The organism is Pseudomonas sp. R3.Fl, assembly GCF_023516765.1.
GTDB lineage: Bacteria > Pseudomonadota > Gammaproteobacteria > Pseudomonadales > Pseudomonadaceae > Pseudomonas > Pseudomonas citronellolis.
On sequence record NZ_JAMGSO010000001.1, the window covers coordinates 3,234,472 to 3,247,039 of the forward strand.

The 12,568-nt window shown below is 66.5% G+C and carries 9 protein-coding genes and 1 tRNA gene; 6 read left to right on the forward strand and 4 right to left on the reverse strand.

Features of this window, described 5'->3' with window-relative positions; genetic code table 11:
* The first annotated feature begins 99 nt into the window (after nt 1–99).
* Nucleotides 100–1,494, forward strand: coding sequence for an argininosuccinate lyase (argH, locus tag M8R19_RS14260; protein WP_074978056.1), 1,395 nt, complete (start codon nt 100–102; stop codon nt 1,492–1,494).
* A 487-nt stretch (nt 1,495–1,981) separates the two neighbouring features.
* Here argH and M8R19_RS14265 read toward each other — a convergent pair whose 3' ends face one another.
* From M8R19_RS14265 to gabD, 3 genes are all read right to left on the reverse strand, one after another.
* Nucleotides 1,982–3,211 (reverse strand): HDOD domain-containing protein, encoded by a 1,230-nt coding sequence (locus tag M8R19_RS14265; protein WP_249918116.1) that lies wholly within the window; start codon nt 3,209–3,211, stop codon nt 1,982–1,984.
* 223 nt (nt 3,212–3,434) lie between these two features.
* Nucleotides 3,435–4,715: a 4-aminobutyrate--2-oxoglutarate transaminase gene (gabT, locus tag M8R19_RS14270; protein ID WP_009615038.1), complete on the reverse strand. Its 1,281-nt coding sequence runs from the start codon at nt 4,713–4,715 to the stop codon at nt 3,435–3,437.
* Nucleotides 4,716–4,911: 196 nt separating this feature from the next.
* Nucleotides 4,912–6,363: an NADP-dependent succinate-semialdehyde dehydrogenase gene (gabD, locus tag M8R19_RS14275; protein ID WP_009615037.1), complete on the reverse strand. Its 1,452-nt coding sequence runs from the start codon at nt 6,361–6,363 to the stop codon at nt 4,912–4,914.
* A 609-nt stretch (nt 6,364–6,972) separates the two neighbouring features.
* Between gabD and M8R19_RS14280 the strand changes: the two genes are divergently transcribed.
* Both M8R19_RS14280 and M8R19_RS14285 read left to right on the forward strand, forming a co-directional pair.
* Nucleotides 6,973–7,049 (forward strand) — tRNA-Arg (locus tag M8R19_RS14280).
* Nucleotides 7,050–7,338: 289 nt separating this feature from the next.
* The gene (locus tag M8R19_RS14285) at nt 7,339–8,841 is read left to right on the forward strand and encodes a Fic family protein (RefSeq protein WP_249918117.1); all 1,503 of its coding nucleotides are present in this window, start codon (nt 7,339–7,341) and stop codon (nt 8,839–8,841) included.
* A gap of 82 nt (nt 8,842–8,923) precedes the next feature.
* Here M8R19_RS14285 and yecR read toward each other — a convergent pair whose 3' ends face one another.
* Nucleotides 8,924–9,415, reverse strand: a complete 492-nt coding sequence (yecR, locus tag M8R19_RS14290; protein WP_249918118.1) for a YecR family lipoprotein — start codon at nt 9,413–9,415, stop codon at nt 8,924–8,926.
* Between the two features lie 222 nt (nt 9,416–9,637).
* On the opposite strand from yecR, the gene M8R19_RS14295 reads away from it, so the two are divergent.
* Genes M8R19_RS14295 through M8R19_RS14305 form a run of 3 tightly spaced genes read left to right on the forward strand, consistent with a single transcriptional unit; the run spans nt 9,638 to nt 12,566 of the window.
* The gene (locus tag M8R19_RS14295) at nt 9,638–10,228 is read left to right on the forward strand and encodes an amino acid synthesis family protein (RefSeq protein WP_043316353.1); all 591 of its coding nucleotides are present in this window, start codon (nt 9,638–9,640) and stop codon (nt 10,226–10,228) included.
* Nucleotides 10,229–10,254: 26 nt separating this feature from the next.
* Entirely contained in the window at nt 10,255–11,088 is an 834-nt protein-coding gene (locus M8R19_RS14300; protein ID WP_009615033.1) for an alpha/beta fold hydrolase, read from the forward strand.
* Nucleotides 11,085–12,566 (forward strand): aldehyde dehydrogenase, encoded by a 1,482-nt coding sequence (locus M8R19_RS14305; RefSeq protein ID WP_064581662.1) that lies wholly within the window; start codon nt 11,085–11,087, stop codon nt 12,564–12,566. Before M8R19_RS14300 ends, M8R19_RS14305 begins: the two co-directional genes overlap by 4 nt.
* The last annotated feature ends 2 nt before the right edge of the window (nt 12,567–12,568 follow it).

Genomic DNA, 12,568 nt, shown 5'->3' on the forward strand with positions numbered 1-12,568 from the left:
CAGCACACGCCGTTTTTGACCTTCAGCCTGCTATTATCGTCGGACTTTGCCCTTCCTGCAGGCAGCGAACGCGCCTGCCCGTTTCCGCGAGAGAGATCCATGAGCGTAGAGAAGACCAACCAGTCCTGGGGCGGCCGCTTCAGCGAGCCCGTCGACGCCTTCGTCGCCCGCTTCACCGCCTCCGTCGACTTCGACAAGCGCCTCTACCGCCACGACATCATGGGTTCCATCGCCCACGCGACCATGCTGGCCAAGGCCGGCGTGCTGACCGACGCCGAGCGCGACGCCATCATCGACGGCCTGAAGCAGATCCAGGCCGAGATCGAGGCCGGCAGCTTCGACTGGCGCGTCGACCTGGAAGACGTGCACATGAACATCGAGGCGCGCCTGACCGACCGCATCGGCATCACCGGCAAGAAGCTGCACACCGGCCGTTCGCGCAACGACCAGGTGGCCACCGACATCCGCCTGTGGCTGCGCGACGAGATCGACATCATCATCAAAGAGATCACCCGCCTGCAGCAGGGCCTGCTGGGCCTGGCCGAGGCGGAAGCCGACACCATCATGCCCGGCTTCACCCACCTGCAGACTGCCCAGCCGGTGACCTTCGGCCACCACCTGCTGGCCTGGTTCGAGATGCTCAGCCGCGACTACGAGCGCCTGGTGGACTGCCGCAAGCGCGTCAACCGCATGCCCCTGGGCAGCGCCGCGCTGGCCGGCACCACCTATCCGATCCAGCGGGAAATCACCTGCGAACTGCTGGGATTCGAAGCGATCTCCGGCAACTCGCTGGACGGCGTGTCCGACCGTGACTTCGCCATCGAATTCTGCGCCGCCGCCTCCCTGGCGATGATGCACCTGTCGCGCTTCTCCGAGGAGCTGGTGCTGTGGACCAGCGCGCAGTTCCAGTTCATCGACCTGCCCGACCGCTTCTGCACCGGCTCCTCGATCATGCCGCAGAAGAAGAACCCCGACGTGCCGGAACTGGTGCGCGGCAAGTCCGGCCGCGTGTTCGGCCACCTCACCGGCCTGCTGACGCTGATGAAGGGCCAGCCGCTGGCGTACAACAAGGACAACCAGGAAGACAAGGAACCGCTGTTCGACGCCGCCGATACCCTGCGCGACAGCCTGCGCGCCTTCGCCGACATGGTCCCGGCGATCAAGCCCAAGCGCGAGATCATGCGCGAGGCGGCCCGCCGCGGCTTCTCCACCGCCACCGACCTTGCCGACTACCTGGTGCGCAAGGGCCTGCCCTTCCGCGACTGCCACGAGATCGTCGGCCACGCGGTGAAATACGGCGTGGACAGCGGCAAGGACCTGGCCGAGATGAGCCTGGAAGAACTGCGCAAGTTCAGCGACCAGATCGACGACGACGTTTTCGCCGTGCTGACACTGGAAGGCTCGGTGAACGCCCGCGACCACATCGGCGGCACCGCCCCCGCCCAGGTCCGCGCCGCCGTGGCGCGCGGCCGGGAACTGCTGGCCAAGCGTTGAGGCGTTAGCGCGTCAGCCACAAAGGAACGCCGCTTCCCCTCACGGGAAGCGGCGTTTTTTATTGTTCGCGTGCGGTCCATGCCTTGCGGGGCCCTGCCCGCGATTTCGCGCGCAGGGCGCGCTCCTACAGGGGAATGGCGCAGGTGGGGCGGCGTAGGAGCGGATCTCATCCGCGAATCGCGCCGGAACGTCCGGCTATCGCGGAAAAGTTCCTACGTTCCAGGAAGCACGGCTTTTCGTAGGATGGTGTTGAGCGAAGCGATACCCATCACCGCAACCGCATGGGTTTCGCAAGCTCAACCCATCCTACGAAGAGCACCTCGGCGCAAGACAGTTGCTCCTACGAAGGTCGCTTCAGCACAGCCGCTCCCACCACAACCGGCGGGCAAGGCTTCTCGTAGGAGCGAGCTTGCTCGCGAACACACTCCGCTGCGGGACTCATTCGCGAGCAAGCTCGCTCCTACGAAGAGCAGCAAAACGGTTGATCCTACGAAGCGCTTGGCTCCTCGGCACCACAGAACTTCTGCAGCAACTGCAATTCCACCGGCCCCAGCCCAAGCATCCGCAGCGCCTTCTCTTCCTTCAACTGCCCGGCCTGGGAAGCCGGCAAACGTGCCGCCCTGGCCGCCAGGTTGAGCACCAGCGCCTTGCGCGAGAACACCCCGCTGCCCATGCCGTAGCACGCGGCGACCAGCCCGCGCAGCTCCAGCGGCAGGCGCCAGCGCGCGCGCAGCGTGGAGCCGAAACTGGCGCCGAAGGCCTTGAGGCTGTCGTCGATCTCCTGGTCTTCCAGCGCTCCGCCGCGCCGGCACCACTCCTCCAGGGTGCGCAGCACCGCGAGGTCGCCCAGGCAATGCAGCAGGCCGGCGGTGTAGCAGCGCGGCGCGTCGACGTCGAGGCTCTCGGCCAGGGCCTGGGCGGCATCCGCGGTGCGCTGGGAAAGCGCCCAGAACGCCGCGGCGCGCTCCTTCAGGCGTGGCTCCGCAAGCTGCGCGGCATGCTCCAGGCTGAGCCCCAGCACCAGGTTGCAGGCCTGGGCCAGGCCAAGGCGGGCCAGCGCCTGGGCGAGGGTCAGGCAGGGCATGCCGACGTGCCGCGCGGCGCTGTTGGCCGCGGCGATCAGGCAGGCGGTGATCTGCGGGTCGCGGCCGAATTCTTCCTCCAGCTGCTCCAGGCTGACGCCCTCGGTGTTCAGGCAACGGCTCGCCGACTCGCCGACCTCCGCCAGCAGGGGCGCGCCCTCGGCGGCGTCGCGGGCCTCGGCGAGGAAGTCGGCCAGGCTGCCGGTGGGCTCCCGGGGCACGGCGCAGCTGACTTCCTGCCCCGGCTCCAGCAGCAGGCTGCGCAGGCGCTGGCGCAGGTCCTCGGCATTGAACGGCTTGACCAGGTAGGCGCTGGGCGCCAGCGGCAGCACCGCGCGCACGCTGGCCCCATCGGCCTTGGCGCTGATCAGGATGAAGTCCGGCGCGCTCGCCCCGCGGCGGCTGCGGCGCAGGTGGCGGAGCAGGTCGATGCCGTCGGTGCCGGCCAGTTCCTGCTCGGCCAGCACCAGGGCGAAGGCGCGCAAGCGGCAGGCATCGATGGCCTGGTCACCGTCCTCGCAGTATTCGATGGCCGCGTCGCAACGCACGCTCAGCACCAGTTGGCCAAGCAGTTCGCGGTTCCAGGGGTCGGCGGCGGCGACCAGAACGGTCGGCGCGGCGCTGAGTGCTGTCATGGAGATCCTCTCGCAGGTGCGCGCGCACCTTAACCGAGTCGCAAGGCGCCTGCCAGAGGGCGGCCCGGACGACATCGCGCGCAGGACAGGATAGCTGATGCGGCGCCGCTCTCCGATTCGACCAAGGGGGTAGATGCGTCACGGCGCCGCAGCCGGAGCGGAACCCCGGAAAAAGAAAAGGCCCGCTTGCGCGGGCCTCTTCCGGTACTGCCGAACGAGCCGATCAGGCCAGTTCGTCGAAGCACTCGGCCAGGATGGCCAGGCCTTGCTTCAGCTGGGCGTCCGGGATGGTCACCGGCATCAGGAAGCGGATCACGTTGTAGTAGGTGCCGCAGGAGAGCAGGATCAGGCCCTTCTCGCGAGCACGCACGACGATCTTGCTGACCAGCTCGGCCGCCGGCTTGTTCACGTCGCCGCCTTCGAACAGCTCGATGGCGACCATCGAACCCAGGCCACGGACGTCGCCGATCACCTTGTGCTTGGCCTGGATCTCGCGCAGGCCGGCCTTCAGGGTTTCGCCAACGGCTTGCGAACGCTCCAGCAGTTTCTCTTCGTCGAACACCTTCAGCACGGCCAGGGCCGCGGCGCAGGCGATCGGGCTGCCGGCATAGGTGCCGCCCAGGCCACCGGGGGCGATGGCGTCCATGATCTCGGCCTTGCCGACGACGCCGGAGATCGGGAAGCCGCCGCCGACGGACTTGGCGAAGGTGGTCAGGTCCGGGACGATGCCCAGTTGCTCGGTGGCGAAGAAGGTGCCGGTACGGCCAGCGCCGGTCTGCACTTCGTCGGCGATCAGCAGGATGCCGTGCTCGTCGCACAGGGCGCGCAGGCGCTGCATGAACGGCTTGGAGTTGACGTAGAAGCCACCCTCGCCCTGTACCGGCTCGATGATGATGGCGGCGATGTCACGCGGCTGGGCGTCGTTCTTGAAGATGCGCTCGATGCTGGCGATCGACTCGTCTTCGCTGATGCCGTGCAGTTCGCACGGAGCCAGGGCGCGGAAGATGCCGCCCGGCATCAGGCCCATGCCGGCGGAGTACGGAACCACCTTGCCGGTCAGGCCCAGGGTCATCATGGTGCGGCCGTGGTAGGCGCCGGTGAAGGCGATCACGCCGGCGCGGCCGGTGGCGGCACGGGCGATCTTCACGGCGTTCTCGACCGCTTCGGAACCGGAGGTGACCAGCAGGGTCTTCTTCGGGAAGTTGCCCGGCACGCGCTTGGCGATCTCTTCGGCCAGCTCGATGTAGGGCTCGTAGGCCAGCACCTGGAAGCAGGTGTGGGACAGCTTGGTCAGTTGCTCCTGAACGGCGGCGACCACTTTCGGGTGCAGGTGGCCGGTGTTCAGAACGGCAATGCCGCCGGCGAAGTCGATGTACTCGCGGCCCTCGACGTCCCACACGGTGGCGTTCTCGGCGCGCTCGGCGACGACCGGGTGGATCTGGCCCACGCCGCGCGGAACGGCGGCCTGACGGCGTTGCAGCAGGGATTCGTTGGTTTTGCTCATAGCTTCCTCAGTGGCCGCTCATCGGTCGGCCGGGTCAAAGGATGAAGACGGGGAGAAGCCACTCGCGACAGCATACGATGATCGACTGTCGCGGCACTTGCGGCCCGCCGGGTGGGTTGTCCGGTGCCACCACCGGAAAACGCCGGCGCGGGGGTGGCTGCCGGCTCTTGCCTGCCACCCCCGCGCCCACGGGAAATCAGATGCCGCCCAGGCAGAGGTACTTGACCTCGAGGTAGTCCTCGATGCCGTACTTCGAACCTTCGCGGCCCAGGCCCGAGGCCTTGATGCCGCCGAACGGCGCGACCTCGTTGGAGATCAGGCCGGTGTTGATGCCCACCATACCGTACTCCAGGGCCTCGGCCACGCGGAATACGCGGCCCAGGTCGCGGGCGTAGAAGTAGGAGGCCAGGCCGAACTCGGTGTCGTTGGACATGGCGATGACGTCAGCCTCGTCCTTGAAGCGGAACACCGGGGCCAGCGGGCCGAAGGTCTCGTCCTTGGAAACGAGCGCGTTCTTCGGCACGTCGACCAGGATGGTCGGCTCGAAGAAGGTGCCGCCCAGGGCGTGCGGCTTGCCGCCGGCGACGACCTTGGCGCCCTTGCCCACGGCGTCGGCGATGTGTTCTTCGACCTTGGCCACGGCCTTGGAATCGATCAGCGGGCCGGTGGTCACGCCGCTCTCCAGGCCGTTGCCGATGTTCAGCTTGGCCACAGCGGCCTTCAGCTTCTCGACGAAGGCGTCGTACACGCCGTCCTGCACGTACAGGCGGTTGGCGCAGACGCAGGTCTGGCCGTTGTTGCGGTACTTGGAGATCAGCGCGCCTTCGACGGCGGCATCCAGGTCGGCGTCATCGAAGACGATGAAGGGTGCGTTGCCGCCCAGTTCCAGGGACACCTTCTTGATGTCCTTGGCGCATTCGGCCATCAGCTGGCGACCGATTTCGGTAGAGCCGGTGAAGGTCAGCTTGCGCACGATCGGGTTGCTGGTCAGCTCGCCGCCGACTTCGCCGGCGCTGCCGGTAACCACGCTGAACACGCCTTTCGGAATGCCGGCGCGCTCGGCCAGTTCGGCCAGGGCCAGGGCGGAATACGGGGTCTGCGAAGCGGGCTTGAGCACCATGGTGCAGCCGGCGGCCAGGGCCGGGCCGGCTTTACGGGTGATCATCGCCGAGGGGAAGTTCCACGGAGTGATGGCCGCGGTAACGCCGATCGGCTGCTTGATAACGATGATGCGCTTGTCCGGCTGGTGGCCGGGGATGGTGTCGCCATAGATGCGCTTGGCTTCTTCGCCGAACCACTCGAGGAAGGAGGCGGCATAGGCGATCTCGCCCTTGGCTTCGGCCAGCGGCTTGCCCTGCTCGATGGTCATCAGGCGGGCCAGGTCGTCCTGGTTCTCGATCATCAGCTCGAACCAGCGGCGCAGCTTGTTGGCGCGCTCCTTGGCGGTCAGCGCGCGCCAGGCCGGCAGGGCCTTGTCGGCCGCCTCGATGGCGCGGCGGGTTTCGGCGGCGCCCATCTTCGGCACGCTGCCGATGATCTCGTTGGTGGCCGGGTTGTTGACCTTGATGGTCTGACCGCTGTCGGCGTCCACCCAGGAACCGTCGATGTAGGCCTGTTGGCGGAACAGCTTGGCATCATTGAGTTGCATGACCAGTCTCCTTCGAGGAAAGCCATAAGCAGCGGGTCTACCTCGACTACCCCGCCTGCTCTTGTTGTCCGGGAAGCATTGGAGGGGCGCTCGCCCCACCCGTTCCATCGTCCCGCCGCGCCGCCCGCCAGGTGGACGGCACCGGCGCTAGCGCAGGGTCACCGATCGTCGCGCACGGGCGCGCGAAAACGGACCACGGCGGTAGCCGTAGCCGGTCGGATCAACCGGGAGGTCCATGGACGGGATACGCTGCGGAAACGCCACCACTGCAGGAATCGGTTGCTGCACGGCATCGCGCGCATTCGCCAGGCAGTACGGAAGTCGGTCATCCCACTGGCACGAGGCCGGGTACTGTGACGCCAATTCCCCTGTCTCCTGTTGTTGTGGTGGGCGTTTGAAATGTCAAACGCATCCTAGGGCCCCATCCCCCAAAGGGCAAGGGGTCGTTCGAAAAAACCAACGAAAGTACATGCCACCCGGCGCCTCCAGGCCAGCCCCGGCCGACGGGCGGCAGACCGATTTCGAATTAACCAGGGCCACGCCCGAACGATGGACGCAAGCCGATCAGATGCGTATGATTGCCGCCTGCCGCGCCAGCCGCGGCCATGCGCATCCGTAGCTCAGCTGGATAGAGTACTGCCCTCCGAAGGCAGGGGTCGTGGGTTCGAATCCCGCCGGATGCGCCATCTACATAAAAGGCTCAGGTGAAAACCTGGGCCTTTTTCGTTTCCCGCCTCCTCCCCATGTGATCAGAACGGTCCCGACTCCAGTGGGGTTCAGCGCTATGCGGGCTTCATGCTATCTCGGGTACCGGAACCGACATTGGCAAGGCTACCCTCATCTTTCCTGCCGCATGCAGATAGCCAAAGCTGCCTGAAACCTCTCTTACCAGCGCCTGTAAAATTTTGTCTATTCAGACGCCGCTATTTCAAATAATGTTGGTCCAATTCAAAAATCTCTAGCCAGGAGCACCGAATGGAAAGCCAATTCATCGGCTATGCCTTTCTGGTCGAGACACTGAAGCTGAAGGTCTTCCCGATCCAGCGTCCGGCGGCGATCAGGCCTGTCACGCGGATCGAGCCGCTGGGCCGCGAACTCGCCGTACCGCAACGCCTTGCCCCACCGGCAAGCGACTGCTGCGCCCATGTCCTGTTCGCCCTGAAGCACGAGGGGATCAACCTGGGCGTGCTGGCCCAGGCATTGCCACTGATCCCTGCCGCCACCATGCTGGCAGAGCTTCGCAAGGCCCCGAGCGGCGCCTATATCCGCAAGGCCTGCTTCCTCTGGGAAGCTTTCAGTGGAACTCGGCTGCCCCATGACGGGAGCCCGAAGGGGGCAGCGACCCCGCTGTTCGATCCGGCCCGCTACATCACCGGCCCTGCCCGGCGCGATGCCCGTTGGCGGGTGGATTTCAACGGCCTCGGCACCCTCCGTTATTGCGCTACGGTCGAGCGGACAGCCAGGATCGAGGCGCTATTGGCACTGGACATCCTCGGCAAGTCACGTGAGTTCATCGGCTCGCTGCCCGCAGGAATGATGGACAGGGCCCTGAGCTGGGCCTACCTGCACGAAACCCACGACTCCTTCGCCATCGAACGTGAAGCCCCCAGTGCGGACAAGGCCGAGCGCTTCGTCCAGCTGCTGCGGCAGGCCCATGAGCGCCAGCCGCTGACCGAGGACTACCTGGTCGCGCTGCAGAACAGCACGATCAGCAATCCCCTCGATCGGGCGGTCGCCTTCCGCCACGAACAGAATCACCTGAACAATGGCCTGCGCGGCGCTGCAGGTGTGACCTATGTTCCCCCACCTCCCGAGCTATGCCGGGAGCTGATGGACGAACTGATGCAGTTCGCCAACGAAGCGCCCCTGCAGATCGATCCGCTGGTCGCCGCCGGCATCACCTCGTTCGGCTTCGTCTTCCTGCACCCGTTCATGGATGGCAACGGACGCCTGTCCCGCTTCCTGATCCATCAGGCGCTATGCCGAAGCGGCGCCATGAGCCACGGCCTGCTGCTGCCCGTCTCCGTGGCGATGAAGCGCGAGGAACAGCATTATCTCGAGGCCCTGCAAAGCTTCTCGCGCCCGGCACGCGAATTCTGGCGGGTGCTGTGGCTCGATGCGAACGACCTGAGCTTCGAGTTCACAGGAAATGAGGGGATCTACCGCTACTGGGACGCTACGGCGTGCATGGCCTTCACGCTGGAGATGGCCAGGCAGGCGCTGGAAGTCGAACTGCATGAAGAAACCGAGTTCCTCCACGCCTACGATCAGGTGTTCAAGGCCGTCGACGCACGCTTCGACGTCCGTGGCAGCGACCTGGCGCAACTGGTGATGATGTGCCTGAGCAACAACGGCACCGTCTCGCGCAATCGCCGCAAGCAGTTTCAGTACAGCGTCCCGGAAGAAGTGTTCGACTTTATCGAGGAGCGTGCACGGGAAGTGCTGGCTGAGCAGACAGCCAGGCTGAGTGCCAGCTAGCCTGCCGAACACTCGCCAGGCAGCACTGAATCAGAGAAGCGAGAACCGTAGCGCGCCTGACTGCTCGAAGTGAACGAAAGGCTTACTGCCCCATGATCTGCCGATAGCGGCGCTGGTATTCCTCGTAGCTCAGGCCTGTTTCCGTATTGAGCTTGTTGAGCTGCTGTTGCTGCCACTGGTCCTTGTTCAGCGAGCCACTGGCCTGGCTGGACGCTGCAGGCGCCTGCAGCGGAGCTGTCTGGCTGACCTGGGCATCCAGATTGCCGATGCATTGGTACTTGATGACCACCTGCCCGGCCGCGCAATTGCCCCAGCCATCCCACTGATTGCAATTCTGCGTCTTGCCGCCGAACGCTTCCGCATCCCGATAGCCCCACACCGCACATTTGCGCTGGGCAAGCCCCTGCGCCTGGTCCATGCTGATCACAGGCTGCTCGAACTGGCGGAAGTCATAGGCCATGTCGACCGTCCCGTCGGCACGGCTGCCGCCGGTAGCGTAGAAGTTCTTCTTGACGGCACATCCACTGCTTGCAGCAATGGCCAGTACGAGGATGGCGAGGGAAAGCGGGCGCATGGCGACCTCCTTGTCATAGTTGGCGGCATTCTGCCACCACCTCGAATCCCCCGTCATCCCGCTTGCCGATTCGAGTCCCGCTCCGAGCATCCCTTCTTTCCAGCAGCCCCTCCTCAACCATCCGTCGCCAGACCCCACCGCCTTTGCCACCCTGCCTCTTGCACTTCCAATATTATGGTATACCATCAGACCAAATCGCACAGAGACACCCAAGGAGTGCCCATGAGCTTCGAAATCCGCAAGATCGTCAGCTACGTCGAGGAAACCTTCATCGAGGGCGGCAAGGCTGCCGAGAAACCGGTATCCATGGCCGGACTGGCCGTGGTGATCAAGAACCCCTGGGCGGGCCGCGGCTTCGTCGAGGATCTCAAGCCGGAGATCAAGGCCAACTGCTCCGAGCTGGGCGCGCTGATGGTCGAGCGCCTGACCGCGCTGATCGGTGGCGCCGACAAGATCGAGGCCTATGGCAAGGCCGCCGTGGTCGGCGCCGATGGCGAGATCGAGCACGCCTCGGCGGTGATCCACACCCTGCGCTTCGGCAACCACTACCGCAAGGCGGTGGACGCCAAGAGCTACCTGAGCTTCACCAACAAGCGCGGCGGCCCGGGCACCTCGATCCAGGTCCCGATGATGCACAAGGACGACGAGGGCCTACGTTCGCACTACATCACCCTGGAGATGCAGATCGAGGACGCGCCGCGCGCCGACGAGATCATCGTGGTCCTGGGCGCCGCCGACGGCGGCCGCCTGCACCCGCGCATCGGCAACCGCTACATCGACCTGGAAGAGCTGGCCGCCGAGCAGGCCCAGTGATCCCGCGGCCAGTGCAGGAGCGTTCCATGATTCGGCTCACCGCTGAACACACACCGGCCGGCACCAGTTACCTGGCGACCGGCCAGGGCCAGCCCGTGGTACTGATCCACGGCGTGGGCCTGAACAAGGAAATGTGGGGCGGGCAGATCGTCGGCCTGGCCCCGCACTACCGGGTCATCGCCTACGACATGCTCGGCCACGGCGCCAGCCCGCGCCCCGAAGCGGGCACCGGGCTGGTCGGCTACGCCGCGCAGCTGCGCGAGTTGCTCGACCACCTGCAGATCCCGCAGGCCACGGTCATCGGCTTCTCCATGGGCGGCCTGGTGGCGCGCGCCTTCGCCCTGCACCATCCGCAGCGGCTGCAGGGGCTGGTGATCCTCAACAGTGTGTTCAACCGCAGCGCCGAACAGCGCGCCGGCGTCATCGAGCGCACCCGCCAGGCCGCCGAACACGGTCCCGACGCCAACGCCGAGGCGGCCCTGTCGCGCTGGTTCAGCCGCGAGTACCAGGCCGCCAACCCGGCGCAGATCGCGGCCATCCGCCAGACCCTGGCGAGCAACGACCCGCAGGGCTACCTGACCACCTACGAATTGTTCGCCACCCAGGACATGTACCGCGCCGACGACCTGGGCAGCATCCAGGCGCCGACCCTGGTCGCCACCGGCGAGCTGGACCCCGGCTCGACCCCGGAGATGGCCCGGCAGTTGGCCGCGCGCATTCCCGGCGCGCAGGTGGCCATACTCGATGAACAGCGCCACATGATGCCGGTGGAGTCGCCGCGCCTGGTCAACCAGGTGCTGCTGGACTTCCTGCACCAGGCCCTGAGCCTGCCGAACCAGACCAAGGGGATAGTCGCATGACACTCGCCCGCTTCCAGATGTGCATCGACGGCCAATGGCTCGATGCGCTTTCCGGCAAGACCTTCGAAAGCCTCGACCCGTCCAGCGCGCAGCCCTGGGCGCTGCTGCCCGATGCCGCCGAGGAAGACGTCGAGCGCGCCGTGCAGGCCGCGCAGAAGGCCTTCGACGATCCGGCCTGGCGCAAGCTCAGCGCCACCGCCCGCGGCAAGCTGCTGCGCCGCCTGGGCGACCTGATCGCCGAGAACAGGGAGCACCTGGCCCAGCTGGAGAGCCGCGACAACGGCAAGCTGATCCGCGAGACCCGCGGCCAGGTCGGCTACCTGCCGGAGTTCTTCCACTACACCGCGGGCCTGGCCGACAAGCTCGAAGGCGGCACCCTGCCGATCGACAAGCCGGACATGTTCGCCTACACCGTGCACGAGCCGCTGGGCGTGGTGGCCGGGATCATCCCCTGGAACAGCCCGCTGTACCTCACCGCGATCAAGCTGGCCCCGGCCCTGGCCGCCGGCAACACCATCGTGCTCAAGCCCTCCGAACACGCCTCGGCGACCATACTCGAACTGGCCCGCCTGGCCCTGGAAGCCGGCTTCCCGGCCGGCGTGGTGAACGTGGTCACCGGCTTCGGCCCGAGCACCGGCGCGGCCCTGACGCGCCACCCGCTGGTGCGCAAGATCGCCTTCACCGGCGGCGCCGCCACCGCCCGCCACGTGGTGCGCAGCAGCGCGGAGAACTTCGCCAAGCTGTCCCTGGAGCTGGGCGGCAAGTCGCCGAACATCATCTTCGCCGACGCCGACCTGGACAGCGCCATCAACGGCGTGGTGGCCGGCATCTACGCCGCCACCGGGCAGAGCTGCGTGGCCGGCTCGCGCCTGCTGGTGCAGCGCGAAATCTACGACGAGTTCGTCGCCCGCCTGATCGCACGCGCCCAGCGCATCCGCATCGGCAACCCGCAGGAAGACGCCAGCGAGATGGGCCCCATGGCCACCGCGCAGCAACTGGCGGTGGTCGAAGGCCTGGTGGCCGCGGCCAAGGCCGAGGGCGCGCGCCTGCTGATGGGCGGCAAGCGCCCCGAGGGCCAGGGCGAGGGCTGGTACTACGAACCGACGCTGTTCGCCTGCGACAGCCACTCCATGCGCATCATGCAGGAGGAAGTGTTCGGCCCGGTGGCCTCGGTCATCCCCTTCGACGACGAAGCCGAGGCGCTGGCCCTGGCCAACGACTCGCAGTACGGCCTGGCCGCCGGCATCTGGACCCGCGACCTGGGCCGCGCCCACCGCCTGGCGCGCGACGTGCGCTCGGGGATCATCTGGGTCAACACCTACCGCGCGGTCTCGGCCATGGCGCCGATCGGCGGCTTCCACCAGAGCGGCTACGGCCGCGAGAGCGGCATCGACTCGGTGCTGGCCTACACCGAACTGAAGACGGTGTGGATCAACCTCTCGCAGGCGCCCATGCCCGACCCCTTCGTGATGCGTTGAGG